We start from the raw sequence: 25,971 nt of genomic DNA on the forward strand, positions 1-25,971 counted from the left end.
TCAGCCCCGCGTCTCGAGGAACTGCTCGCGGAGCAGGAACTTTCGCACCTTGCCGCTCTCGGTCATCGGCATCGTGTCGACCACGACGACGTGCCGGGGAACCTTGAACGAGGCCAACTGACCCCGGGCGAACTGCCTCAGCGTCTCGGTGTCGACTGACTCCCCCGCGACCAGCGTCACGTGGGCGAGACCGACGTCGCCCATCCGCTCGTCCGGCACGCCCTGGACGGAGGCGAACGCCACGGCGGGGTGGCGCATCAGCACGGACTCGACCTCGATCGGGTCGACGTTCTCGCCACCGACCTTGAACATCTCGGTGATGCGACCGACGAAGCGCAGGTACCCGTCGGCGTCGATCGACAGCGCATCGCCGGTGTGGAACCACCCGTCCACGATCGCCGCGGCCGTGGCCTCGGGGTTCTTGTAGTAGCCCTGCATGACCGGGGGCCCCTGGACGAGGAGCTGTCCCACGACGCCCGGCGGGACCTCCTCACCGTGCTCGTCGACGACCTTGACCCGCGATCGGGGCAGGGTGCGTCCGACGGTCTCGGCGCGCACGTCGAGCGGGTCGTGCACCCAGCCCAGCGACGTCATGGACGTGGTCTCGGTCATCCCGTAGACGCCGATCGCCGGGCCCATCCGCTCGCTCACGAGTCGCACGAGATCCGCCGAGCCGGGCGACAGGCAGACCCGCAGCGACGACAGGTCGCGGTCCTCGAAGGACGGGTGACGGATCTGGTCGAGGTAGTGGGGAGCGACTCCGTAGGCGACTGTCACCCGCTCCCGCTCCATCAGGTCGAGGGACGCACCGCCCTCGAACACCTCGAGCAGGACCATGGCGGCCCCTCGCGTCATGAAGGTGACGGTCGCGGCGAGGGCGAAGATGTGGAACAGCGGGAGGTACATGACGGTGACGTCGTCCTGCGTCAGCTCGAGCCGGTCGGCGGCGTCGGTCATGTTGCCGATCACCCGGTGCGAGTGCATGACTCCCTTCGGGAAGCCGGTGGTGCCCGACGTGTACAGCGTGAGCATGATGTCGTCGGGCCCGATCGACGCGGCGCGGTCGGCGGACTGCTGCCGCGTGACGGCGTCGGCACCGACGAGCAGGGCGTCGAGATCGGTCGTGGCGGCATCGGTGACGCCGACCGTGACGACCTCCCGGACGGCCACGCCCTCGTGCTGGGCGACGAGCAGTGACTCCGCGGCGAGGTCGCGGCCGCGCAGGGTCGTGGCCGACACGAGCATGACCGAGTCCGACTGACCCACGACGTAGGCGGCCTCGGCGACCGTGAAGCCCGTGTTCACCGGCACGACGACTGCGCCCGCGCGAATCAGGCCGAGCTCGACCAGGACCCACGGGATCGTGTTGCCCATCCAGACCGAGACGCGGTCGCCGGGTCGCACGCCCCACGCCATGAAGGCGCGCGTGTGGCGGTCGACCTCGTCGAACAGCTCCGACCAGGTGAGCCGACGCTCCTCGTGGACGTAGGCGAGGTGATCGGGCCACCGGCGCGCGGCCCGCTCGAGCAGGTCGCCCATCGTCAACCCGTCGAGCACCTCCTCGACCACGGACTCCGCGGAGCTCATGACACGGGGGACGCGCTGGGACCGGCCTGACCCCACCGGTCGTGGAAGCTCACCTCGTCGAGGGGTCGGCGCTTCGCCTCGCCCCACCGCCCGGTCGGGTAACCGACCGGGATGAGCGCGTACGTCGTGACGTGCGCGGGGATGTCGAGCATCTCCTTGACCGCGTCCTCCTCGAAGAGGTGGGCCGTCGTCAGGGTGGTGCCGAGCCCGAGCGCGCGCGCGGCCAGCAGCAGGTTCTGCACCGCCGGGTAGACCGAGGCATGGTGGCGCTTGCCCTCCGAGCCCGTGTCGGCGCAGGCCAGGATGATCACGGGCGCCAGGTGCATGTTCGCCGCGAGGTGGTCGGCTGAGCTGAGGACGTTGGGGGCGACCTTGCCGGGCTCGGCCTCGTAGGGCTTGCGGCCCTTGTTCCAGCAGCGCTGGTAGATCTCCTGGAGCTGCTTCTTGGCGTCGGGGTCCCGGATGACCAGCCAGCGGATCGGCTGCTGGTTGCCTCCGGTCGGGCCCTTCAGGGCGGCCTCGAGGATCGTGCGAACGTCCTCGTCCGACACGTCCTGCTCGGGGTCGAGCCGCCGCATCGCGCGGGTCGTGCGGATTGCTTCGAAGAGTTCCATCACAGCTCCTGGTCGGTTCGGGTTCAGATGGAGTCGAGGTACGCGCGGGCGGCGGCCATCGCCTCGGGGTCGGTGGCCGCCTGCGCGAGCGTGACGGCATCGTCGTCGGTCGGTGCGCCCGCGGCCAGCGCCGCGATACGACGGAGGGCGGCCGTCGCGCCGAACGCCGGCCGCGACGCGGCCAGCTCCGCGAGCTCGCGTGCCGTGCCGAGCAGGTCGTCCGCCGGGACGACGCGACAGGCGAAGCCCCGCGCCAGCGCCTCGTCGGCGCCGAGCGGGCGGCAGGTCAGGACCAGGTCGCGGACGACCGAGGGGCCGAGATCGCGGACGAACGGCTCCATGCCGGCCCACGCGAGCGGGAACCCCATGATCAACTCGGGGATCACGATGCGTGAGCCCTCCGCCATGACGCGCAGATCGCACGCCGCGACGAGCGCCGCCGCGCCGCCGATCGCGGCGCCACCGATCGCGGCGATCGTGATCAGCTCCGGGGCGGCCAGCGCCCGCGTGAGCCGCGTGCCGACCCGCGCCTCGGCCTCGGTCGCACCCGCGTCGACCTCGCCGGCACCGAAGGACGCCCGGAACTCCTCGACGTCGGCGCCCGCCGAGAACATCCGGCCCTCGCCGGTCAGCACGAGGGCGCGGACGGTCGGATCCGCGGTCAGCTGCTCGACGACGTCGATCAACTCCGCGATGAGCTCGGTGCTCAACGCGTTGAGCTTCTCCGGTCGCGCGAGCGTCACGACCGCGACGGGCCCGGCGACCTCGAGCCGGATCGTCGAGAGATCCATGCTCAGGACAGGCGCTCGATCATCATGGCGATGCCCATGCCGCCGCCGATGCACATCGTCTCGATGCCGATCTGCTTGTCGAGCGTCTGCAGATCGTTGATCAGCGTGGTCATGATCCGAGCACCGGTCATGCCGAACGGATGCCCGAGGGCGATGCTCCCGCCGTGCGGGTTCAGCTGATCCTCGATGGAGATGCCCAGCTCGGCGCAGATCGGCAGCACCTGCGCGGCGAAGGCCTCGTTGAGCTCGACGACGTCGACGTCGTTGATCTTCATCCCGTGCCGCTCGAGCAGCTGGCCGACCGCCTTGATCGGGCCGACGCCCATGAGCTCGGGCTCGAGACCAGTGACGGCCGAGCCGATGATGCGGGCCAGCGGGGTGATGCCGAGCTCCCTCGCGCGCACGTCGGACATCACGACGACCGCGGCGGCGCCGTCGTTGAGCGGGCAGGAGTTGCCCGCGGTCACGACGCCGTCGTCGCGAAATGACGGCTTGAGCCCGGCCAGGCCCTCGAGGGTGGTCTGCGGCCGCGGGCAGTCGTCGCGATCGACGATCGTGCCGTCGGGCAGCGTGACGGGCGTGATCTCGCGGGCGAAGAACCCGGCCTCGATCGCCTTCGCCGCGCGCTGCTGCGAGAGGAGTGCGAACTCGTCGAGCTCCTGGCGCGACAGCCCCCACTTCGCGGCGACGTTCTCGGCCGTCTGCCCCATCGGGATGTACATGTCATTGACGTAGTCGTTGCGGCTGGTGTCCTGGAAGCGCGGGTTCATCGCCTCCTCGTCGTAGAAGCCGGGCGCGCGACTGACGCTCTCGACCCCGGCCGCGACGAAGGCATCGCCCTCGCCCGTGGCGATGGCCTGGTGCGCCATGCGGATGGTCTGGAGCGACGAGCCGCAGCCACGGTTGATCGTGGTGCCCGGCACGGAGTTCGGCAGCCCGCCGAGCGCCGCGGCGTTGCGGCCCACGTTCATGCCCTGCTCGCCGGCATGGCTGGCGGCACCCATCATGACGTCGACGATCTCGGCGCGGTCGAGCTGCGGCACCTTGTTCATGACGGCGTCGATGATGCCGCCGGCGAGGTCGTCGGCGCGGACCGTGGTGAGCGATCCCTTGAACGCGCGGCCAATGGGGGTGCGGGTTGCGGCGACGATGACTGCTTCGGGCATGACGGCTCCTGGCTCTGGCGGTGTGATCCCAATTACATTATAATAATGACCAGAGATTCGCAATGAGCCCATCTCCCAGGCCATGACCCCGGACGAAAGGCGCCGCACCGCATGTACGATCCCGCGTCCCACGCACTCCGTACGCCCGACCGTCCCGCCATCATCATGGGGACCAGTGGTGAGCAGCAGACCTTCGCGGAGCTGGACGAACGCTCCCGGCGCCTCGCGCAGCTGTTCTGGGCCGAGGGCCTGCGCCCCGGCGACCACGTGGCGATCCTCATGGAGAACCACATCCGCTACATCGAGGTGTTCTGGGCCGCGTTCCGCTCCGGTCTGTACCTGACGGCCGTCAACCGCTACCTGACCCCCAACGAGGCCGGATACATCATCGACGACTGCGATGCGCAGGTGCTGATCATGTCGGCGTACAAGGGCGACCTCGCGTCGGCGGTCGTGCCGATGACGCCGAAGGTCCGCCGTCGCCTCATGGTCGACGGAACGGTCCCGGGCTACGAGGACTACGAGGAGGCCGTCGCGGCGTTCCCGGCCGAGCGGCTCGCCGAGGAGCCGCTCGGGCGCACGATGCTCTACAGCTCGGGCAGCACCGGCCGGCCCAAGGGCGTCTGGCGTCCGCTCACCGGGCGCACGGTCCAGGAGGGCAAGCCCGCCCTGATCCCCGTCTACCAGACGCTCTACGACATGGGGCCCAAGACGGTGTACCTGTCGCCCGCCCCGATCTACCACTCGGCGCCGCTGCTGTTCAGCACGGACTCGATGGCGCTCGGCGCGACCGTCGTGATGATGGAGAAGTTCGACGCGGAGCAGGCGCTCGCGCTGATCGAGAAGCACCGGGTCACGCATGCGCAGTTCGTGGCGACAATGTTCAGCCGCATGCTCAAGCTCCCGGCAGAGGTGCGTGCGAAGTACGACCTGTCGAGTCTCGAGTACGTCATCACCGGGGCCGCGCCGTGCTCGGTCCAGATCAAGCAGGCGATGATCGACTGGCTCGGCCCGATCGTCCACGAGTACTACGCCGGCACCGAGGACACGGGCGCCACCGTCATCACGTCGGAGGAGTTCCTCAAGCACCCCGGCTCCGTCGGCCAGGCCGCGCTCGAGTCGACGATCCACATCTGCGGGCTCGACGGCGAGGAGCTGCCCGCCGGCGAGGTCGGTCGCATCTACTTCGAGACGAACGAGACCGTCGCGGGCTTCCAGTACTACGGCGAGCCGGACAAGACCGCCGCGGCGCACCACCCCGACCATCCCAACTGGACCGCGTTGGGCGACCTCGGCCGACTCGACGACGAGGGCTACCTGTACCTCGCCGACCGCGAGTCCTTCATGATCATCGCCGGCGGCGTGAACATCTACCCGCAGGAGATCGAGAATGCGATGATGCTGCACCCCGCCGTGCAGGACGTCGCCGTGTTCGGCGTCCCGAACGAGGACCTCGGCGAAGAGGTCAAGGCGGTCGTCCAGCTCGTCGACCCGACCCGCGACCACGCCGAGGTGACCGCCGAACTGCTCGAGCACTGCGCCGAGCACCTCGCCCGGTTCAAGATCCCCCGGTCGATCGACTTCCTCGACGAGTTCCCCCGGTCCCCCACCGGAAAGCTCTACAAGGCCCCGCTGCGCGACCGGTACTGGGCCGGCCACGAGTCCCGCATCCTCTGACCCACGAAGAACGCAAGGAGACAGTCACCCATGAGCCTCGTCGAGTACGAAGGTCGTTCCGTCATCGTCACCGGCGCGGGAGGTGGGCTGGGCCGCGAGTACGCCCTCGCCCTCGCCCGTCACGGCGCCCGGGTCCTGGTCAACGACCTGGGCGGCACCGTCAACGGTGACGGCGGCAGTTCGAGCATGGCCGATGCCGTGGTCCTGGAGATCAAGGAGGCCGGCGGCGAGGCCGCAGCCTGCTACGACAGCGTGTCGACCCCCGCGGGCGGACAGGCGATCGTGGACGCGTCGATGGACGCCTTCGGCAGCGTCGACGCGGTCATCCACAACGCCGGCATCCTCCGCGACCGCTCCCTGAACAAGTTGACGCCCGAGGAGGTCGACGCCGTCCTCGACGTGCACCTCAAGGGCGGGTTCAACGTCACCATCCCGGCGTTCGCCCGGATGAAGGAGGCGCGCTACGGCCGCCTGGTCATGACGTCGTCGTCGTCGGGCCTGCTGGGCAACTTCGGCCAGGCCAACTACGGCGCGGCCAAGACCGGTCTGATCGGGTTGATGCACGTCGCCGCGATCGAGGGCGCCAAGCACGGCATCCTCAGCAACGCGATCGCTCCGGGCGCCCGCACCCGCATGACCGACGGACTGCTCGGCGAGATGGACGATCTGCTCGATCCGGCGCAGGTGGCCGCGATGGCCGTGTACCTCGCGTCGCCCCAGTGCACGCAGACGCACGAGATCTTCTCGGCCGCCGGAGGCCGCTTCGCCCGGTACGTGGTCGGCGTCAACGAGGGCTGGATCACGCCGAACGGCCCGGTATCAGCTGACGCCGTGCTCGAGCACATCGACCAGATCCGCGATCTCGACACGCTCCAGGTGTTCGACAGCGGCACGGACGAGATGGCGCTCCTGCACCGCATGGCCGTGGCGGCCGGAGCCCTTCCCGAGTCGCCATGACGCGTCGACGGCGCTCCTCCTCCGCCCGTCGATGAGACAACGGCCCGACCACCTCGGTGGTCGGGCCGTTCGTCGTTCGTCCGTCACACGGGCTTCGGGCCACCATCGAGCATGGCGTCGATCATGCTCGGACCGTCGTACTGCACGATGCACATGCGCAGACCGTGGGCCTCACGGGCGCCCCAGATGGCTTCGCGCATCCGGCCGATGCGCACGTTGGACACGAGCCGGAAGCCCTTCTCGCGCATCTCGACGATGGCTTCCTCGATGTCGTCGACCTTGAAGTGGATGTTGCGCACCCGCTCGTGGGTGGTCGGCGGATGGGACTGGATCAACTCCATGTAGCCGTGCCGATCCATCGCCATGCTCATCCGGGTGCCCTGGGCGCTCGGCGGCTCGTCGGCGGGAAGCTCCTCGATCACCTCGGTGTCGTCGAACTCGATCCGGACGAACTCGACCCCGAGGAGATCGGAGAACTTCGTGATCGCCGCGTCCAGGTCCGACACCTCGAGGCCGAGCAGTTCCATGCGTTCCAGTTTCATTTCCACAACTCCCTAGTGATGGCGGGTGATCGGTGGCCGTGAGCGTCACGCGTGAGCGGCGCTCCTCCGTCGCGCCTCGGTGGCCTGGGACCCCGAGGTCCAGCCGCCGTCGATCGCGATCTCGGCGCCGGTGATGAAGGCGGCCGCGTCGGAGACGAGGAACGCCACCAGCTCGGCGGCCTCCCAGGCCTCACCGGCACGGCGCAGCGGGGTGAGCTCGATCTTCGCGGCACGCATCGCGTCGGAGGCGAAGTCCGTCATCGCGGTGAGCATGTAGCCGGGGTGGATGCTGTTGACCCTGATGCCCCACGGACCGAGCTCCTGGGACGCCATCTTCGTCAGGCCGCGCACTCCCCACTTGCTCGCGGTGTAGGCCGGATCGGGGTTCTGGTCCAACCCTGCGGCCGACGAGACGTTGACGATCGCACCGCCACCCGCATCGCGCATGAGCGGCGCGAACGTCTTCATGCCGAGGAACGGGCCCTTGAGGTTGACGTCGATGACGCGCTGCCACGCCGGCCGGTCGATACCCAGGATGGTGTGCTCGCCGAAGACGCCCGCATTGTTCACGAGCGCATGGACCGCACCGAAGCGGTCGAGCGCCGTGTCGCGCCACGACTCCCACGTGGCCCGGTCGCGAACGTCGCCCGCCGCGAACACGGCGTCGCCGCCGGCGGCCACCACCTCGTCGGCGAGTCGGCTGCCGGCCGCCTCGTCGAGATCGGTGAACAGGACCGATGCGCCGCGGGCGGTCAGGGTGCGCACGTGCTCGGCGCCCATCCCGTGTCCGCCTCCCGTGACGACCGCGACCCTGCCGGTCAGGTCGGTGCGCGATCGCGCGGGCAGGGTGTGCTCAGACATCGGCCGCCTCCTTGAGTTCGGCGGTCCGCAGCGCTTGGCCGCGATGCGCACCACCGGCGATGAATCCGCCGTCGATCACGACCTCGGCGCCGGTCGTGAACGACGACACCTCGTCGATGGCCAGGTGGACCACCGTGTGGGCGATCTCCTCGGGCTGCCCGGCCCGCGGGTCGGGGTTGACCGTCACGTAGTCGTCGATGACCTGGGCGGTCGTGAAGCGGAGCATGGGGGTGATGATCGTGCCGGGGTGGACCGAGTTGACCCGGATGCCCAGCGGCGCGAGCTCGAGTGCACCGGTCTTGGTGACACCACGCAGACCCCACTTGCTCGAGGTGTAACCGGCGGCGTCGTATCCCGTGAGACCGGCGACCGACGAGATGTTGACGATCGATCCGCCGCCCGTGCGACCCATGAGCGGCGCGCAGGCCTGCATGCCGGCGACCGGACCCCAGAGGTTGATCGAGAGCACCCGGTCGAAGGCCTCCTCCGGCTGCTCCATGACGCCCCGCCGGTCGGAGATCCCGGCGTTGTTGACCAGCACGTCGAGCCGGCCGAAGTCGGCCTCGATCTGCGCGACCACCTCGGCCCAGCGCGCCTCGTCCGCCACGTCGAGCTCGACGAACACGGCACGATGGCCGGCTTCCGCGAGCTCGGCGACGAGCGCCTCACCCTGCTCGACGAGTACGTCGGCGACGACGACGGTCGCGCCCTCCTCGGCGAACAGCCGTGCCTCGGCCGCGCCCTGGCCACCTGACGCACCGGTGACCAGCACCACCTTGTCGTTGAGACGTCCCACGTCCGTACCTCCTGGTCGATGGATCTGGTGTCGATCAGCGGAAGCGGCGGGCCTCGAAGGCCTGGGCCCCCGACGTCCAACCACCGTCGACCGCGATCTCGGCGCCTGTGATGAAGCCGGCGGCGTCGGACACGAGGAAGGCGACCAGCTCGGCGGCGTCCCACGCGTGACCCGGCCGCGAGATCGGGATCATCGACAGCATCGACCCCGTCAGCTCCTGCGACGCGAAGTCGTTCATCGGGGTGTCGATGTACCCCGGATGGATGCTGTTGACCCGAATGCCCCACGCGCCGAACTCCTGGGACGCGGTCTTGGTCAGTCCGCGGACGCCCCACTTGCTGGCCGTGTACGCCGGGTCGGGGTGCTGGTCGAGACCGGCCGCCGACGAGACGTTGACGATCGCGCCGCCGCCGGCGTCGCGCATGGCGGGGGCCAGCACCTTCATCCCGAGCCACGTCCCCTTGAGGTTGACGTCGAGCACCCGGTCCCAGCCGGCCTTGGTCGTCTGCGCGATGCGCTTGTGGCTCACCACCCCGGCGTTGTTCACCAGGATCGAGAGTGGCCCGTCGAGCTCGAGCGCGCGGTCCCGCACGCCCTCCCACTGCTCGAGGTCGGCGACGTCCGCGACGTGGGCCACGGCCGCTCCCCCGACGTCGGCCACCAGCTTGTCGAGCGCGTCGGCGTCCACGTCGACCGCGAGCACCGTGGCGCCGCGGTCCGTCATCGTCCGGACGTGCTCGGCACCCATGCCCTTGGCGGCGCCGGTCACGACGGCGACCCTGCCCTGCAGCGACAGTCGTTCGAAGCTCACGCCTTCTCCTTCTTCGCGGCCAGCACGGCCAGCTCGAGGGCCCGGTTCAACGACCCGCCGATGAAGCCGCCGTCGACCGTGAACTCGGCACCCGTCGTGAAGGTCGACTCGTCGGATGCGAGGTGCAGCACCGTCCAGGCGATCTCCTCCGGCACGCCGGTCCGCCGGTTCGGGTTGATCCGCACGTAGTTCTGGACGACGTCCTCGGGCACCACGGCGATCATCGGCGTGACGATCGTGCCCGGGTGCACCGAGTTCACCCGGATGTTGTCGTCCGCGTACTCGAGCGCCGCGGTCTTGGTCACTCCGCGCAGGCCCCACTTGCTGGCCGTGTACGCCGCGTGGTCATAGCCGGTCATGCCGGCGACCGACGAGATGTTGACGATCGATCCGCCACCGCCCCTCGCCATCAGCGGTGCACACGTGCGCATGCCGACGACGGGCCCCCACAGGTTGATCCCGAGCAGACGGTCCCAGCCACGCAGACCCTGGTCGACGATGCCCCGGCCGTCCCCGACGCCGGCGTTGTTGACCAGGACGTCCAGACGACCGTGGTCGGCCTCGATCCGGGAGACGACCTCGGCCCAGCGGTCCTCGTCGGCGACGTCGAGCTCGACGAACTCGGCCTTCAGGCCCGCCTCGACCAGCTCGGCGGCGAGTGCCTGCCCGAGCTCGACCAGCACGTCGGCGATCACGACCGTCGCGCCCTCCGCGGCGAACAGGCGGGCCTCGGCCTCGCCCTGACCACCGGAGGCGCCGGTGACGAGGACGACCTTGCCGACGAACCGGTGCGCGAGGGGCTCCGTCTGGACCGTCACGAGACCATGTAGGTGCCGCCGTCGACCGACAGCACCTGACCCGTCATGTACGTGGCGCCGTCGGACAGCAGGTACGAGAAGGTCGGCGCCATCTCCTCCGCCTCGGCGAAGCGGCCCAGCGCGATGCGCGACAGGTAGGTGGCGGCGAACTTCTCGTTCGTCATGATCGTCCGGGTCATCTCGGTCGACGCAGACGGTGCGACCGCATTGACGCGGATGCCGTACCGACCGAGCTCCTTGGCGCCCGACTTGGTCATGGCGATGATTGCGCCCTTGGCGCTGGCGTAGTTGATCTGGCCGATCGTGCCGCCCAGGCCCGCGGACGAGGTCACGTTGACGATGACGCCCTGCGTCCCGCTCGCGACCATGCGACGGGCGGCCTCGCGCAGCCCCAGGAAGGTGCCCCGGGCGTGGACCGCGAGGACGGCGTCGAAGGCGTCCGCGTCCATCTTCAGCAGCATCGCGGGGCGCGTGTTGCCCGCGTTGTTGATCCAGGCGCGCAACGGGCCGAGCTCGGCCTCCGTGCGTGCTCCGATGCGCTGGACGTCCTCCTCGCTCGAGACGTCGGCGCCCACGGCGATCGCCCGGTGACCATCGGCGACCAGTTCGGCCGCGACGGACTTGGCCGCCGTCTCGTCGATGTCCGCGACGCAGACGTCCCAGCCCTCCGACGCCAGGTGCCGCGCGATCGTGCGGCCGATCCCGTCGCCGCCGCCGGTGACGACGACCACCCTCGAATCGCTCATGTGTGGAAACTCCTTCGTCGTGGTCAACGGCTCAGACCGGTTGACCGAAATAGAGAGCGGTGAGCTCGGGGTCGTTCATGACTTCGTCGGGCGTGCCCTCGGTGAGCAGTCGACCGTGGTCGAGGAACATCACCCAGGAGGCGACCTCGCGCACGACCTGCATGCTGTGCTCGACGATGCAGATCGAGGTGCTGCCGTCCGCGACGATCTCGCGGAGCAGGTCGGACAACTGGGCGCGAGCGCCCTGGTCCAGACCCGACATGGGCTCGTCCAGCAGGTAACAGCTGGCTCCCGTGGCGAGCAGGCGGCCCATCATGAGCATCTTCTGCTCGGCGTACGAGAGGTCGCGTGCCAACGTGTGGCGCTTCTCGTGCAGGCCCAGGCTGCGCAGCACCTTCTCGGCACGGTCGGCGTCGGCCGCGTCACGTCCTCGCCAGGCGCCGGGCGCGAACTGCGAGATCAACGTCTCGTGCTTGATGTCGGTGACCGCGACGTGGACGTTCTCCTGCACGGTCATGCCCTCGAAGAGGCGGACCTCCTGGAAGGACCGCACGACGCCGAGTTGTGCGCGGCGCTCGATGCTGAGGCTCGAGATGTCCTGGTCGCCGTAGAAGATCTTGCCCTGGTCGGTCTTGAGCGCGCCGCTGAGCAGGTTGAAGACCGTGGTCTTGCCGGCGCCGTTCGGCCCGACCAGCGCCGTGATCTGTCCCGGACGGACCGACATCGTCACGTCGTCGACCGCCTTCAGGCCACCGAACGCGATGCCGATGCCCTCCGAGCGCAGTGTCTTGACCTCGGGCACCTCGCCCTCTTCGATGACCCGGGCGAACAGGTCGAGCGAGATCTCCTCGGTGCCGCCCTCGCCGGTGACCCCGGCCTTGGCAGCGCGGCGTGCGGCGTTGCGCTCCGCCTCCTTCACCGGGTCGCGGCCCAGCAGGCCACGAGGACGGAAGATCAGGAGCAGGAGCACGGCGAGCGTGTAGATCATGCCGTTGATCGGTCCCGCGACCGAGTCGGGGATGTCGGCGAAGCTGAGCGCCTCGGGCAGGGCGAGCACGATCGCGGCGCCCAGGTACGGGCCCCAGAACGCGCCCATGCCGCCGATGATCGTGATCGACAGGATCTCCACCGTGCGGTCGAGTGTGAACTCGGCCGGGCTGATGTACAGCGTGTGCATCGCGTAGAGGCCGCCCGCGAGGCCGGCGATCGCCGAGCTGAACGCGAACACCGTCACCTTGGTCCACAGGGCCCGCTTGCCGAGCGAGCGCGCGGCCGGCACGTCCTCACGCAGCGACTTGAGCAGGCGGCCGTAGGGCGAGTGGACGACGCGCCAGCAGACCAGGGTGACCAGGGCGCAGAAGACCCACGACAGGATCATCACCTGGGTGTTGGACTCGAGCTGGTAGCCGAACACGGTCGGGCGCGGAATGCCCGCGATGCCGGCCGAGCGGCCGGTGAGTTCGAGGTTGTTGAACAGCTCGACCAACGCCACCTGGACGGCGATCGTGACGATGAAGAGGAACTCGTCGGACAGTCTCCCTGCGGCGTACCCGACGGACAGGCTCATGACACCGGCGAGGACCGCGCCGACGAGAACGGCCGGCAGGAACTCCAGGTGGTAGTCCTTGATGAGGATGGCCGTGGCGTAGGCGCCGACGCCGAAGAAGCCGCCGTGCGACACCGACAGCAGTCCGCCGTAGCCGAGCAGCAGGTTGAACGAGATGCCCAGGATGATGAAGATCGGCAGCAGCCCCAGCAGGCTGATCAGGTAGTAGCTCATGGCTGTTCTCTCCGCTCGGGATCAGGAGACCGGTGCCGGCTTGACCGACTCGCCGGATTCGGCCGCCAGCGCGGGATCGGACATGGACGGGGTGTCGGGCGTGCGCTTTGACTTGCGTGGCTTGCGCTTGTTGCCGACCAGCCCGGTCGGGCGGAAGAGCACGAAGAAGAAGGCGACGATGTAGACGATGAACTCGCCCCATTCGGTCGGCAGCCAGTAGAGCGGGACCGTCTCGGTCAGCCCGACGAGGATGCCGCCGATCATGGCGCCGCTCATGCGGCCCATGCCACCGATGGTCAGGGCGATGACGGCCTTGAGCAGCAGGTCGAAGCCCATGCTCGGGTGGATCGGCGCCTTGAGCGCCAGGAGCACGGCGGCCGGCACGACGAGGATCGAGCCCAGCACCATCGACCGCAGGTAGACGCGGTCGAGGTTGATCGCCAACGCCTGGGCGCGCTCGGCGTTGTCGCCGACGGCGCGGAACTCCAGGCCCGCGTGCGTGCGGGTGAGGAACCAGTGCATCACCGCGAAGAGCAGGAGGCTCATCACGACGACGCTGACGTCGTAGAGGTCGATGCGCAGGTGGCCGATCTCGGTGCTCCAGTCGAACCAGCTCGGGACGGCGGCAGAGACGACACCGGCGCCCCACACGATCTCGACGACGTACGCGGCGAAGGCCACCACGAGCAGCGAGGCGACCATGATGACGATCGGATCGGCGTTACGCCGCTGGAGGGGGACGTAGACCAGGTACTGCATGGCGGCGGCGATGACCGCCGCGGCGGCGAGTGCGCCGAGGAAGGCGAGGAACGTCGGCCACTCCCAGAGGGTGCCGAGCGTGTAGAAGATGTACGCCGACAGGACGAAGGTCGCGCCTTGGGCGACGTGGAAGACCTTGTTGACCGAGAGGATCAGGCTCAGACCGTACGCGAACAGGCCGTACAGCAGGCCCATGACCAGTCCGGTCTTGACGAGGGTGACGAGGAGGTCCACGAGGAGCCCTTTCGTGGTCGGGTGGGAAGGATCCGGGGCGCCGGCCCTCCGCGGGAGCGGAGGGCCGACGACCCCAGGGGTGGATCAGCCGGTCGCCTTCACGGCGTCGAGCGTCGTGTCGGTCATCGGATCGGCCTTGTAGTCCTCGATCTGACGGATCAGCGTCGGCCCGTGATAGGTCAACTGGTCCGTCAGGTCCATCGCACCGATGATCGGAACGCTGATGTCGGACCGCTCGTTGAGCACCGCGAGGACGTTCTCGCCGGTCACCGGGGCACCTTCGGCCCGCAGGGTCTTGATCGCCTCGGCGTAGGTGAACGGCACCGCGTAGAAGTACGCGTTGTACGACTGGTTCGCGAGCACGCGCTCGGGGTCCTCCGCCTGCATGCGGCCGAGCAGCTCGTTGACTCCGTCGATGTCCTCCGGGAGGTGGGACATGTAGACGAAGCCGTTCATGGCGTCTCCGGCGGCATCGCGGATGATGCGGCTCTCGCCCTCGCCGGCGTAGCCGCCAGCCGGGATGTCGAGGTTGGCATCACCGTAGGCCTTCATCGTCGCAGCGCCCTCGACCAGCAGCGTCTGCATGTACATGAAGTCCGCGCCGGAGTCCTTGACCTTGGCGATCTGCGTCGTGGCGTCGGTCGCATCCTGACGGATTGACTCCTCCGCGACCATCTTGCCGCCGCGCTTCTCGACGGCCTGCTTGAAGGCCTCCGCCGTGCCCTGGCCGCTCTCATTGTCGACGTAGATCGTGGCGAAGTTCTTGTAGCCCTTCTCCTCGACCAGGTACTTCGTGAAGTTCTCCAGCTGCGCATCGTTCATCGGCAGCGCGTTGACGAGGTTCGGGCTCGAGCCGATCAGCGTGGGGCTCTGGGCGCCCGCGTTGAACAGCGCGAAGCCGAGGTCCTCGGCGACCGGCGTCGCGGAGGCGACCACGGCGCTCCAGGCGGTGAGGACCACGGGGGCCTTCTCCACGGCACCGAGCTTGTTCATGGCGCTGATGCCACCCTCGGCCGTGGCCTGGGTGTCGGCGGTGACGAGCTCGAGCTTGATGCCGTCCTTGGCGTACTGCTTGTTGACGTCGTCGATGCCCAGCTGCACGGCCATGACGTATTCCTCGCCGTACGAGGCGGCGGGGCCGGTCAGGGGCATGCCGAGTCCGAGCTTGTAGGTCTTGTCGCCGGTCGTGGCCTTGCCGCTGGCGCCCTGGATGCCCGAGGTGCCGCCCTCGTCTCCGCTGGAGTCAGTCGTGCAGGCGGCCGCGAGCGAGAGTGCCGCGACCGCGGCCACGATCTGTGCCGATCGAATCAATCGCATTCTTGTTCCTTAGTCTCGTGTGAAGCTGACAGACGGCGGGCCGCCGTCTTGCTCAGAACAGGCCCCAGATGTCGGGATCGTCCAAGAGCGTCGCAGCGGGACCTTCCCGCACGATTTCCCCGAGCCTGAGCACGTAGGCACGGTCAGAGACCTTGAGCGCCTCGTGGATGTTCTGCTCGACGATCAGGACGCCGATGCCCAGCGCCTGGTGCACCGAGCGGATCTGGTCGAGCATCGTCTGGACGAGCACCGGCGCCAGGCCGGTCGACGGCTCGTCGAGCAACAGGAAGCGCGGGCTCGCCATGAGCGCCGTGCCGATCGCGACCATCTGCTGCTGACCGCCGCTGAGGGTGCCGGCGTCCTCGTGCAGACGGTTCGTCAGAGCGGGGAACAGGTCGAGGACGAAGTCGAGGGTGACCTTCTCGCGTCCGCTCACGTTGCGTGCCACGCCGGCGCCGAGCTGGAGATTCTCGCCGATGCTCAGCGTCGGGAAGATCCCGCGGCCCTGGGGTACGAGGGCGATGCCGTCCCGCGCGATGCGGGCGGAACCGTGGCCCAGCTGGCTCTCGCCGTGGAAGCGGATGTCCCCGGCCTCGACGTCGATCGCTCCGGCAATGGCGCGCAACAGGGTCGACTTGCCGGCGCCGTTGTGGCCCAGGAGGCTGATGATCTCGCCGTCGTCGACGTGCAGTGACACGTCGCGCAGGACGGTGTGGACGCCGTAGCCCGCCGTGACCGAGTCGATCTCGAGCACGGGTGCCCCCGCTGTCGCGGTCGATCCGTCGCCGGGACGAGGTCGCGTCTCCGTCATCTCCTGCTCCTCCTGTGCTGATCCATGGGTGTTATCTACATCACATCCTAAGTAGTATCATACTTAGCATCATTAGCCGAGTAGTTGACCTGGACTATTTCGCCCGCCGAGACGACCGCGCCGGGGTTCTCCAGACGAAGTCCTCGGGCTCGGCGACCCGTACCCACGAGTGGTAGAGATCGGCCTCCCACGGCATCTGCAGCCCGGACCGGCCGTGCTCGTTGACGAAGTAGCTGCCCTGTCCCTCGGACTCCCACAACAACGCCGAGGTCGCCTCGTCCATCCGGGCGTTGTACTGGTCGAAGACCTCCTGACGCACCTCGACCGAGGTCGCTCCCGTCTCGATCTGCCGCACGACGAGGTCCAGGACGTACCGGGACCAGATGTCGACCCACTGCGGGAATCCACCGAATCGCGGCGTCGCGTTGGGGCCGTACAGCGCATAGAAGTTCGGGAATCCCGGCATCGTCAGGCCGAGGTAGGCGCGAGCCCCGTCCTTGCTCCAGGCGTCCTCGAACGTGCGGCCGTCGACCCCCCGGTACGTGACCGGGTGGAAGTAGCGAGAGACGTGGAACCCCGTGGCAAGGACCAGGATGTCGAGCGGGACGACGTCGCCGCCGGCCAGTCGCACGCCTTCGGGGACGATCGACTCGATCTGCCCGACCTCCAGCGAGACGTTGGGACGCAGCAGTGCGTCGAACCACCCGTTGTCGATCACGATCCGGCGCGCGAGCGGGGCGTAGTCGGGGATCGAGTGGTCCCGCAGCCGCGGCACGTGTCCCACCTTCGACTCGACGTAGTCGACCAGCGCGGCCCGGAGCCGGTCGTTCCTCTCGTTGATCTGACCACCGGCCGCCTGCCAGTCCTCGTCGATGACCTGGGCGACCTGCGTCTGCGCCGTGCCGAAGAACTGCACGAAGCCGACCCAGTTCCAGTAGTGCGGCATCGCGTCGATCAGCCAGTGGACCTCCGGGGTGATCGCCGTGCCGAGCAGCGGGGAGTTGATGATCCACTGCGGGGTCCGCTGGAAGGCGGTCACGTGGGCCGCCGTCCGGGCCAGACTCGGCAACAACTGGGTGCCGGTCGAGCCGTTGCCGATCACGCCGACCCGCAGGCCCGTCCAGTCGAGGTCGGTGTCCCAGTCGGCGGTGTGCAGGATCCGTCCGGCGAACGTGTCGATCCCCTCGATGTCGGGCCACCGCGGGGTGCTGAAGACGCCGGTGGCGCTCACCATCACCTGGCCGCGATGCCGGTGGACGTGACCGTCCCGGTCGACGGCCTCGACGTCCCAGACGGACTCGTCCTCGTTCCACGCGGCATCGACGACCTCCTGGCCGAGGACCACGTGCTCGGCCACGCCGTACTTCTCGACGAGGTGCTCGAGGTACTTCTTGACGTCGCCGCGGCGCGGGAAGTACTCCGGCCACGGGTACCGCTTCTCGAACTTGAACTGGTACAGGAAGCAGTTCGTGTCGACGCGGACATCGGGGTACCGATTGCGGTGCCACGTTCCGGTGAGGTCGTCCAGCCGCTCGATGATCGTGAAGGCAATGCCGAGGCGGCGCAGCTTCACGCCCATCGCGATCCCGCTGACTCCGGCCCCGACGACGAGGACCCGGAAGTCCTCCAGGGCCTCTGCCGGGCGGTCGCCGGTCCACGACGTCTCCCGCGGGAAGTCCTCGAACGCGAGCTCCTCGCGCGTCATCGCGAGCATCGTGTCTTCGAGCTCCTCGCCCGTGAGGACGCGGACCAGGTCGCGGATCTCCTCGTCCGTCGGGTCGGCCGGCGCCGGCCCTCGCCGCCGGGGGTCGGCGAGGAACTCCACCGCCTTCTGCTTGACCAACTCCTCACCGTCGGGCGAGAGCGCCGGGAGGAAGAACGCGCCCCCGCGGACCGGGGCGAGCGTGATGTCGAGCCCTGCCAGCGACCGGTCTCCCGTCGCCTGGAGGAGCGCGACGCGCAGGGCGTTGAGGTCCGCCTGGTCGACGGCGGACCGGATGAACTCGAGCGTGACCTCACCGGCGGTCTCGGCGTCCACGTCGCGTGCCAGCGTCATCGGATCGCGATCGCGTTGCAGGGAGACCCGACGCCACCGGGCAGGTCGAGGGGGACCGAGACGAGCATCGCCTCGAACCGGCCGTCGGCGCGGCAGCTCGCCGCGAGGGCGTCGAGCCACCACAGCTCGCCGATCGGGATGCCGAGCCGGTTCAGCAGGTGCGGGTGGAGGACGAAGCCGTCGGGCGGCAGTGCCTCGACCGAGATGTTGTCGCTGGCCACCGCGCTGACTCCCCAGTCCCAGAGCAGCTCCAGCATCTCGGGACTCGCGGCGAGGCCGGGGGACGTCGGGTCGGTCTTCACCGCGAGCCGCTCGGCGGGGTCGGCCGCTTGGTACCCCTCGGTCCAGCCGGTGCGCAGCAGGAGCACGTCACCGGGCCGCCGCTCGATCCCGTCCTCCTCCAGCATCCGCACGAGGTCGTCGGTGCTGATCGTGTCTCGTGCCCGCCAGTGCAGGGGTCGGCCCCACGCCGCACGGTGGTGCGCCGCGTCGACCAGGACGGCCCGGCCGACGATTCCCCATCGGCTCCAGGTCTCGATGCCCAGCTGCTCGACCTCGCGCCGGTTGTACCAGCCGAGCTCGGGATCACGGATGTGCGTGAACGCGTCCCACTGGCTCGAGCCCTGCGGGTGGAAGTTCTGCACCACGTCGTCGCGGTTGCCCAGCGCCGTGCGCAGGATCGTGTGCTCGAGGGGGGCGCGCCCGTACAACGGCGGGTCCGGCCACGTGAGCGGCGCGGTGAGGCTGAACCGCTCGCCCGTGCGGACGAGGCCTGCCGCGTCCCGCACCCGCTCGTCCGTCAATCGGTTGAGCGAGCCGATCACGTCGTCCGCCCCGAAGACGCCGGCCGCGTCGCCGTTCGGCAGGTCACGGTAGCGGGGGATGTCGGGTCGGCCATCGGTCATGTCGTGCTCCTCGGATCGTGCGGTGGAAGGCAGTGCGGTCAGTAGGTCGCGCGACCGCCGCTGAAGTCGAAGACGGCACCCGTCGAGAAGCCGACCCGGGGGCTGGCCAGGAAGCGGACCAGTTCGGCGAGCTCGGCGCGCGTCCCGGGACGACCCATCGGGATCTTGGCCAGCACCGCGCGGTGGAACTCCTCGGGCACCGCGTGGTTCATCGGGCTCTCCACGACTCCCGGTGCGACGGCGTTGACGAGGACCCCGGTGCCGGCGACCTCCTTGCCGACGACCTTCGTCAACCCGATCAGGCCGGCCTTGGCGCTGGAGTAGCCGGCGGTGTCGGCGTTGCCCTCCTTGCCGGCCATGCTCGAGATGTTCACGACGCGGCCGTAGTCGACGGCGAGCATCGCGGGCAGGAAGGCCCGGCACATCAGGAACGGGCCGGTCAGCATGATGTCGAGGTCGCGCCTCCAGCGGTCGATCCCGGTCTCCCAGACCGGCGCGGTGGAGCCGCCGACCCCGGCATTGTTGATGAGCACGTGGACCGTGCCGAGCTCGGCCGCGAGCGCGTCGATGGCGGTGGGATCGGTGACGTCCAGGACGGTCGGACGGACCTCGCCGGCGCCGGGCACGTCGGCCAGGTGCGCGAACATCTCGGCGCCCCGCTCGAGCGTGTCCGGTGCGACGTCGGCCGCGACGACGGTGGCGCCGTCGCGGGCGAGCGCCTCACTGATCGCCGCGCCGATGCCTCCGACCCCGCCCGTGACGACGGCCAGCTGGCCCTCGAGTGCCGGTCCGGTGACCAGGGGTGCGTAGCCGGTGCCGTTCATGATCGACCGTCCGTTCTCGAGATCCCGCGCGGGATAACATGGCAAGGAATGCAGGGGTGCCCGCCGCGTCGCCGCTGAGCACGTTCTCGAGGGAGCACGAGAGGGAGTGGGGCGTGACGTCCAGCCGGTTGCCCAAGGCCTCCGACCTCGTCGTGACCGACGTCCGACGGCGCATTCTGTCCGAGCGGCTCCCCGTCGGCACCCGACTCGCGTCCGAGGCCGAACTCATGGAGCAGCACGGGCTCGGCCGCGTTACCGTGCGCGAGGGCCTGAGGATCCTGGAGCGCGACGGGCTGATCGAGATCCGCCGCGGTGCCGCCGGTGGCATCTTCGTGCGCGAGGTCGGCATCGGCCAGATCAGCGAGACCATGGCTCTGCTGTTCAGCAGCCGCGACACGAGCCTGCGCGAGTTCGCGGACTTCCGCCTCGACGTGGAGCCGACCGTGGCTCGCCTCGCCGCGACCCACGCGACCGACGAGCAACGCGAAGCCCTCACCGACATCGCCGGTAGCGGCGGAGGGGGTCGCCACGTCGCCAACTTCCACCAGCTCGTGGCGGAGGCCTCCGGCAACGGTGTGCACGCGATCCTCCTCGCGGCACTCGGATCGACGCTCGAGAACCAGGTCCGCTACGACCGCGTGACCCGCGAGACCTCCGACCGGAACGCCCGCGAGCACGAGGAGATCGCCTCGGCGATCGCCACCGGCGACCCGGGCGCGGCCGAGTCGGCCATGCGTCGTCACCTCGAGGGGTACCGGGACTTCATCGCGCAGCAGCGGCTGCTCGACGACCCGATCATCCCGCGCGTACATCCGTGACCGTCCTCATCCGATGTAACCCCCGCCGTTGACGTCGAAGGTCGCGCCCGTGACGAAGCCGGCGTCGTCCGACGCGAGGAAGTCGACCATCGCCGCGACGTCCGCTCCCGTGCCGAGGCGACCGACCGGGATCTCGTCGAGGAACATCTGGTTGACCTCGGCGGACACGGCGGCGGCCATCGGCGTCGCGATGCGTCCGGGCGTGATCGCGTTGACGGTGATGCCATCGGGGCCCAGCTCGAGGGCCAGGGTCCGGGTGAGCCCGAGGAGCGCTGCCTTCGACGTCGCGTAGTGGAGGCCGGCCACCCGGGCTCCGGCCTTGGCCGATCCGGACGAGATCTGGACGATCCGGCCCCAACCCTCGACCCGCATGTCACCGACCACGGCCTGGAAGCCGAGGAAGGCACCCGTGACGTTGACGCCCAGCACCGTGTCCCACTCCCGGCGTGTGATCCGGTCGCTCGGGGTCCGGAGTCCGTCGACCTTGGGTGAGATCGCCGCGTTGTTGACGAGCACACCGACCGGACCTGCGGCCGTGTGCGCCGCGGCCACGGCGTCCGACCACACCTCGGGATCCCCGACATCGCCCACGACCGTCACCAGATCGGTCGACGCGAAACGACCGGCCACCTCGGCCAGCGACGCCGCGTCGACATCGATGCCGACGACCACGTGGCCGGTGGCGACCAGCCGCTCGACGATCGCGGCGCCGATGCCCCGACCGGCTCCTGTCACGAGTGCCACTCGTCGTGTGGTCATGCGTCCTCCTGGTCGGTGGGGATCATCAGGGCGTCGACACCGATGGGCGTCCCGTCGGGCAGGAATCGCAACGGGTTCACCTCGATCGATGCCGCGCGGTGCTGCAGCGCGTGGGCGAGTCGTGAGAACCGGGCGACGGTGACGGCGAGCGCCGGGACGTCGACCCCCGCCTGACCTCGCACGCCGTGCAGCAGCGCCGAGGCTCGCAGGGCGCCGAGCATCTCGACGGCCTCCTCCGGGGTGACCGGCGACGGGCGGACCTGAACGTCACCCACGACCTCGGCGTGGACCCCGCCGACGCCGACCATCGTGACGGAACCGAACACCGGGTCGACGTGGGCTCCGAGCAGCAGCTCGAGGCTCGGCGCGGCCATCGGCTGCACGAGGACTCGCGCGTCGGAGAGCCCGAGGCTGCGGCCGATCTCGAGGACGTCGGTCGCCGCCGCGACGATCTGGTCGTCGGTCGTGAGGCCGAGGCGAACCCCGCCGATCTCCGTCTTGTGGTGCACCTCGTCGGAGACGAGCTTCACCGCGACGGGACGCGTCAGCGCCGCCGCGCACGCCGCCTCCGGAGTCGCCACGACCTCACCGACCAGCATCGGTACGCCCGCCGCCGCCAGTACGCGGGCCGCGGCGTGCTCGTCCCAGGGCCCAGCCCCGGCGAGGTCGACCACCTCGGTCGCCTCGGTGCCACGCGCGTCGGCCACAGTGCGCGGCGCCGACTGTCGGCACAGCGCGCCGACGGCCCGCATCGCGCGGCGGGGGTCGGGAAAGGTCGGGACACCACCGGCGTGGAGCAGGCGGGGAGCCAACCCCGACCCACCCACCCACGTCACGACCACCGGCTTCGGGGAGGTCCCCGCGGCCTCGAGCACGACCGCGCTGATCCGCTCCTCCTCGCCGTCGAGGTTGCCCAGGACGAGGACCACGACGTCGGTGCCGGGATGGTCGAGGGCCACGGTCAGCGTGTGCCGCAGCGCGGCGTCGTCGATCCCGATGACACCCGTCGCGTCGATCGGGTTGGCGGTCGAGGCGAACGCCGGCAGCCCCGTCGCCATCCGGGCGCGCCAGGTCTCGTCCCACTCCCCGATCTCCAGCCCGACGGCCTCGGCCTCGTCGGTCATGAGCGCCCCGGCGCCGCCGGAGATCGTGATGATCGAGACGCGCGGTCCCGCGGCCCGAGGCGCGAGCGCGAAGATCCGACCGAGGTCGAGCAGCTCCTCGACCGACGCGGCCCGGTGGACGCCGTAGCGGTCGAACACCCCCTGGTAGACGACGTCGGCGCCGGCCAGCGATCCGGTGTGCGACGACGCGGCGACCGCCCCCCGCTCGGAGGTGCCGACCTTGAGCAGGCAGACCGGCAGGTCACGTCGCCGGGCCGCGGCCAGTGCGTCCTCGAAGGCCCGGCCGTCGCGGATGCCCTCGACGTACCCGAGCACGACCCGGGTGGACTCGTCGTCGACCAGCTCGCCGAGGACCTCCGGCAGGGTCACGTCCATCTCATTGCCGGTGCTGACGAACAGCCCGAGCCCGAGCTCCTCGCCCTGGGCCATGTTGAGGATGAAGGCGCCCATGGCCCCGCTCTGGGACACGAAGGCGATGCCGTCGTCCCGCAGGTCGAAACGGTCCTGTTCGAGGCCCGACATGAACGACGCCGTCATGGCGGGTGCCACGACCGCTCCCACGCAGTTCGGGCCGATCACCCGGACCCCGTTCTCGCGCGCGACCCGCAGCAGGCTCGCCTGCCGCTCGGCACCGCCCGGCACCTCGGCGTACCCGGCAGCGAAGACGACCGCGACGCCCACGCCGGCCCGGCCGCTGGCGGTGACCGCGGCCTCGACGCGATCGGACGGCACGACGATCACCGCGACGTCAGGCGGGTACGGCACGTCGTCGAGCGAGGCGTAGGCGACGGCGCCCTGCACCTCGGCCCGACGGGGGTTGATCGGATAGACCTCACCGTCGAAGCCGTAGCGACGCAGGTAGTGCTGGGGACGGCCGGACGGCTTCGCCGGGTCGTCGGAGGCCCCGATGATCGCGATGCGTCGGGCGCGGCGCAGCATCGCGACCACGCGCTGGTCGGCGGGGGCGAGGACGATCGGTTCAACGGTCATGGAGGGGCTCCGGGGTGAGTTGGGCCAGCAGGGCTCGGCCCGCCGCGCGGCGGTGCTCGGCGGCCGACCCGAACCAGGTCTCGAGGGAGCGGGCGCGCTGGAGATGCAGGTGCAGATCGTGCTCCCACGTGAAGCCGATGCCGCCGTGCAGCTGGAGCGCGGCCGCCCCGGCGATGCGCGCCGCGTCGCTCGCCGCGCCCTTGGCCAGGTGGGCAGCCTGCACGAGCTCGTCCGGTCGACGACCCGCGGCGTAGGCGGCGAACCAGGCCAGGCCCCGCGCCGCCTCGACGGCGACCGCCGCATCGGCGAGGCGGTGCTGGAGCGCCTGGAACTCGGCGATCGGACGTCCGAACTGCTCGCGCGCCAGCGTGTGATCACGAGCGAGCTCGACCATCCGCTGCGCCAGTCCGACGAGCACCAGCGCGCTGGTCCATGCCGCGGTGGCCCTCACGATCGGCGCCGGCATGCCGAGGCGGACGCCGGACGTCGCCGGCCGGGCCCACCGCACGAGGTCCAAGCCCCCGTCGATCGCGTCGACGCGGGTCCACTCGACGCCGGAGCCGACGAACAGCTCGACGTCGTCGCCCGACGTCGCGAGCGTCGCCTCGCTCGACGCGCCGTGGGGCGTCAGCCCGGAGGCGCCGACCATCGAGAACCGGGTCCGCCCGTCGGCGATCGACGGAAGCCACGCGGAGGCGACGCGGTCGGACGAGGCGGCGAGCGCCAGGGTTGCCGTCAGCGTCTCGACGACCGGGAGCGGGAGCGCGTGCCGACCGATCTCCTCGAGCGGGAGGGCCAGGTCGACGGGCTCGCCGCCTCCGCCGCCGTACCGCTCCGGAACGAGAGCAGTCAGGACACCGAGCTCGACGAGGGCGGCCCACGCCGAGTCGCCCGCCTTCGGGTCGGCCCAGATCCGGCGGACGTCCGTCGGACCCGCGTGGACGTCGAGCGCTGTGGCGACGACCCGCCCGAAGGCCCGCTGGTCCGCATCGAGGTCACCCCGCACGACGACTCCCCCGGGGCATGCCGAGCGCGCGCTCGGCGATCACGTCGCGTTGGATCTCGTTCGTCCCGGCGAAGATGTGCGCGGCCCGGGAGACCCAGTAGCGGTGCATGAAGCCGGAGGTTCCGGCCCCCGGCGCATCGGCGACGACGCCTTCCTCCCCGAGCAGGTCGAACGCGAGGTCGAAGATCCGGGTCTGCATCTCGGACCACCAGAGCTTTCCCATCCACGACTGCGGGCCGAGCGCCCGGCCCTCGGCCATCTCCGTGAGGGTGCGCAGCGACATTCGCCGGTAGGCCTCGACCTGCTCGGCCAGGTGGCCGAGCCGCTCGAGCACCCGGGGGTCGTCGCGGCGGTCGGCCGGCACCAGCCCGGCGACCTCGTGCAGGAGGCGCTCGAAGTGGTCCGGCGTGTTCAGGCCGCTCCCCCGCTCGTGGCGCAGCGTCGTCATCGCGACCTTCCAGCCCTGGCCGACAGGACCGATCACGTCGTCGTGCGGAACGAGCACGTCGGCGAGGAACACCTCGGAGAAGTCGGCGCCGCCGTGCAGCTGACGGATGGGCCGCACGTCGACTCCCGGGTCGTCCATCGCGATCATGACGAGGGTCAGTCCGTCGTGCCGGCGCGCGTCGCGATCGGTCCGGACGAGGGCGAACATCCACGCGGCGTGCCGCGAGTGCGAGGTCCACACCTTCTGCCCGTTGACCACGATCCCGTCGGGTGTGACGTCGCCGCGAGTGCGCAGGGCGGCGAGGTCGCTGCCGGCACCCGGCTCACTGAAGCCCTGGCACCAGAGGTGCTCGCACGTCAGGATCGACCCGAGCCAGCGCTTCTGCTGCTCCGGCGTGCCCCACTCCATCAGGGTCGGGCCACACAGCCCCAGTCCGATGCGGTTCAGCCGCGCCGGGGCACCGGCCCGGACGTACTCGCGGTAGAAGATCGCCGTCCCGATCGGGTCGAGGCCTCGACCACCGTGCTCGACCGGCCAGCTGACCGCGGCGAGTCCCGCGTCGAACAGCCTCCGTTCCCACGCCCGGTGCTGCTCGAGCCCCTGCGGCGTGTCGGGCGATGCGAGCGGCTCGGCCGGGACGTTGTCCCGCAGCCATGCGCGCACCTCGTCGCGCAGGGCGAGCTCGTCCTCGGTGAGGTCCAGGTCCATCAGACCTCCTCGGTCATCGATGCCGGCCAGAAATCATGGCTATGATAGCCCTATTAAGGAGACTAC

The 25,971-nt window shown here is 70.0% G+C and carries 24 protein-coding genes; 3 read left to right on the forward strand and 21 right to left on the reverse strand.

Annotated features, from left to right (window positions below; all coding sequences use genetic code 11):
- Genes ACT26F_RS12370 through ACT26F_RS12385 form a run of 4 tightly spaced genes read right to left on the reverse strand, consistent with a single transcriptional unit; the run spans position 1 to position 4,158 of the window.
- Positions 1-1,587: a class I adenylate-forming enzyme family protein gene (locus tag ACT26F_RS12370; protein WP_471670847.1), complete on the reverse strand. Its 1,587-nt coding sequence runs from the start codon at positions 1,585-1,587 to the stop codon at positions 1-3.
- Positions 1,584-2,201: a nitroreductase family protein gene (locus ACT26F_RS12375; RefSeq protein WP_471670848.1), complete on the reverse strand. Its 618-nt coding sequence runs from the start codon at positions 2,199-2,201 to the stop codon at positions 1,584-1,586. Before ACT26F_RS12375 ends, ACT26F_RS12370 begins: the two co-directional genes overlap by 4 nt.
- Before the next feature lie 23 nt (positions 2,202-2,224).
- The gene (locus ACT26F_RS12380; protein ID WP_471670849.1) at positions 2,225-2,992 is read right to left on the reverse strand and encodes an enoyl-CoA hydratase/isomerase family protein; all 768 of its coding nucleotides are present in this window, start codon (positions 2,990-2,992) and stop codon (positions 2,225-2,227) included.
- Between the two features lie 2 nt (positions 2,993-2,994).
- Positions 2,995-4,158, reverse strand: a complete 1,164-nt coding sequence (locus ACT26F_RS12385) for an acetyl-CoA C-acyltransferase (RefSeq protein WP_471670850.1) — start codon at positions 4,156-4,158, stop codon at positions 2,995-2,997.
- Positions 4,159-4,269: 111 nt separating this feature from the next.
- Here ACT26F_RS12385 and ACT26F_RS12390 point away from each other — a divergent pair, with 111 nt between their 5' ends.
- A complete protein-coding gene (locus tag ACT26F_RS12390) occupies positions 4,270-5,835 on the forward strand; it encodes an acyl-CoA synthetase (RefSeq protein WP_471670851.1) in 1,566 nt (521 codons plus the stop codon).
- A gap of 30 nt (positions 5,836-5,865) precedes the next feature.
- The gene (locus tag ACT26F_RS12395; protein ID WP_471670852.1) at positions 5,866-6,792 is read left to right on the forward strand and encodes an SDR family NAD(P)-dependent oxidoreductase; all 927 of its coding nucleotides are present in this window, start codon (positions 5,866-5,868) and stop codon (positions 6,790-6,792) included.
- 83 nt (positions 6,793-6,875) lie between these two features.
- On the opposite strand, the gene ACT26F_RS12400 is transcribed toward ACT26F_RS12395, so the two are convergent.
- From ACT26F_RS12400 to ACT26F_RS12460, 13 genes are all read right to left on the reverse strand, one after another.
- Positions 6,876-7,319: a VOC family protein gene (locus tag ACT26F_RS12400; RefSeq protein ID WP_471670853.1), complete on the reverse strand. Its 444-nt coding sequence runs from the start codon at positions 7,317-7,319 to the stop codon at positions 6,876-6,878.
- A 60-nt stretch (positions 7,320-7,379) separates the two neighbouring features.
- Complete coding sequence (locus ACT26F_RS12405) at positions 7,380-8,195, reverse strand: SDR family NAD(P)-dependent oxidoreductase (protein ID WP_471670854.1); 816 nt, start codon at positions 8,193-8,195, stop codon at positions 7,380-7,382.
- Complete coding sequence (locus tag ACT26F_RS12410; RefSeq protein ID WP_471670855.1) at positions 8,188-8,991, reverse strand: SDR family NAD(P)-dependent oxidoreductase; 804 nt, start codon at positions 8,989-8,991, stop codon at positions 8,188-8,190. Before ACT26F_RS12410 ends, ACT26F_RS12405 begins: the two co-directional genes overlap by 8 nt.
- A gap of 34 nt (positions 8,992-9,025) precedes the next feature.
- Positions 9,026-9,802, reverse strand: a complete 777-nt coding sequence (locus ACT26F_RS12415; RefSeq protein WP_471670856.1) for an SDR family NAD(P)-dependent oxidoreductase — start codon at positions 9,800-9,802, stop codon at positions 9,026-9,028.
- Positions 9,799-10,620: an SDR family NAD(P)-dependent oxidoreductase gene (locus ACT26F_RS12420; protein ID WP_471670857.1), complete on the reverse strand. Its 822-nt coding sequence runs from the start codon at positions 10,618-10,620 to the stop codon at positions 9,799-9,801. The genes ACT26F_RS12415 and ACT26F_RS12420 overlap by 4 nt, the downstream gene beginning before the upstream one ends.
- Positions 10,617-11,366: an SDR family NAD(P)-dependent oxidoreductase gene (locus ACT26F_RS12425; protein ID WP_471670858.1), complete on the reverse strand. Its 750-nt coding sequence runs from the start codon at positions 11,364-11,366 to the stop codon at positions 10,617-10,619. Before ACT26F_RS12425 ends, ACT26F_RS12420 begins: the two co-directional genes overlap by 4 nt.
- A 31-nt stretch (positions 11,367-11,397) precedes the next feature.
- The gene (locus tag ACT26F_RS12430) at positions 11,398-13,146 is read right to left on the reverse strand and encodes a branched-chain amino acid ABC transporter ATP-binding protein/permease (RefSeq protein WP_471670859.1); all 1,749 of its coding nucleotides are present in this window, start codon (positions 13,144-13,146) and stop codon (positions 11,398-11,400) included.
- A gap of 21 nt (positions 13,147-13,167) precedes the next feature.
- Positions 13,168-14,139, reverse strand: coding sequence for a branched-chain amino acid ABC transporter permease (locus ACT26F_RS12435; protein WP_471670860.1), 972 nt, complete (start codon positions 14,137-14,139; stop codon positions 13,168-13,170).
- An 84-nt stretch (positions 14,140-14,223) separates the two neighbouring features.
- Complete coding sequence (locus tag ACT26F_RS12440) at positions 14,224-15,456, reverse strand: ABC transporter substrate-binding protein (protein ID WP_471670861.1); 1,233 nt, start codon at positions 15,454-15,456, stop codon at positions 14,224-14,226.
- Positions 15,457-15,508: 52 nt separating this feature from the next.
- Complete coding sequence (locus ACT26F_RS12445; RefSeq protein WP_471670862.1) at positions 15,509-16,267, reverse strand: ABC transporter ATP-binding protein; 759 nt, start codon at positions 16,265-16,267, stop codon at positions 15,509-15,511.
- Positions 16,268-16,361: 94 nt separating this feature from the next.
- A complete protein-coding gene (locus ACT26F_RS12450; protein WP_471670863.1) occupies positions 16,362-18,323 on the reverse strand; it encodes a flavin-containing monooxygenase in 1,962 nt (653 codons plus the stop codon).
- On the reverse strand, positions 18,320-19,228 hold the full coding sequence (locus ACT26F_RS12455; protein WP_471670864.1) for a cyclase family protein: 909 nt from the start codon (positions 19,226-19,228) through the stop codon (positions 18,320-18,322). Before ACT26F_RS12455 ends, ACT26F_RS12450 begins: the two co-directional genes overlap by 4 nt.
- Positions 19,229-19,266: 38 nt before the next feature.
- A complete protein-coding gene (locus ACT26F_RS12460) occupies positions 19,267-20,052 on the reverse strand; it encodes an SDR family NAD(P)-dependent oxidoreductase (protein ID WP_471670865.1) in 786 nt (261 codons plus the stop codon).
- A gap of 113 nt (positions 20,053-20,165) precedes the next feature.
- Here ACT26F_RS12460 and ACT26F_RS12465 point away from each other — a divergent pair, with 113 nt between their 5' ends.
- Positions 20,166-20,870 carry a FadR/GntR family transcriptional regulator gene (locus ACT26F_RS12465; RefSeq protein ID WP_471670866.1) on the forward strand — a complete coding sequence of 235 codons (705 nt, stop codon included), beginning with the start codon at positions 20,166-20,168 and terminating at the stop codon, positions 20,868-20,870.
- A 6-nt stretch (positions 20,871-20,876) separates the two neighbouring features.
- Here ACT26F_RS12465 and ACT26F_RS12470 read toward each other — a convergent pair whose 3' ends face one another.
- Genes ACT26F_RS12470 through ACT26F_RS12485 form a run of 4 tightly spaced genes read right to left on the reverse strand, consistent with a single transcriptional unit; the run spans position 20,877 to position 25,905 of the window.
- Positions 20,877-21,629 (reverse strand): SDR family NAD(P)-dependent oxidoreductase, encoded by a 753-nt coding sequence (locus tag ACT26F_RS12470; RefSeq protein ID WP_471670867.1) that lies wholly within the window; start codon positions 21,627-21,629, stop codon positions 20,877-20,879.
- Complete coding sequence (locus ACT26F_RS12475) at positions 21,626-23,743, reverse strand: acetate--CoA ligase family protein (protein WP_471670868.1); 2,118 nt, start codon at positions 23,741-23,743, stop codon at positions 21,626-21,628. Before ACT26F_RS12475 ends, ACT26F_RS12470 begins: the two co-directional genes overlap by 4 nt.
- Positions 23,733-24,749, reverse strand: a complete 1,017-nt coding sequence (locus ACT26F_RS12480) for an acyl-CoA dehydrogenase family protein (protein ID WP_471670869.1) — start codon at positions 24,747-24,749, stop codon at positions 23,733-23,735. The genes ACT26F_RS12475 and ACT26F_RS12480 overlap by 11 nt, the downstream gene beginning before the upstream one ends.
- A complete protein-coding gene (locus tag ACT26F_RS12485) occupies positions 24,739-25,905 on the reverse strand; it encodes an acyl-CoA dehydrogenase family protein (protein ID WP_471670870.1) in 1,167 nt (388 codons plus the stop codon). The genes ACT26F_RS12480 and ACT26F_RS12485 overlap by 11 nt, the downstream gene beginning before the upstream one ends.
- Between the last annotated feature and the right edge of the window lie 66 nt (positions 25,906-25,971).

Source organism: Aeromicrobium sp. SP1 (assembly GCF_055663785.1).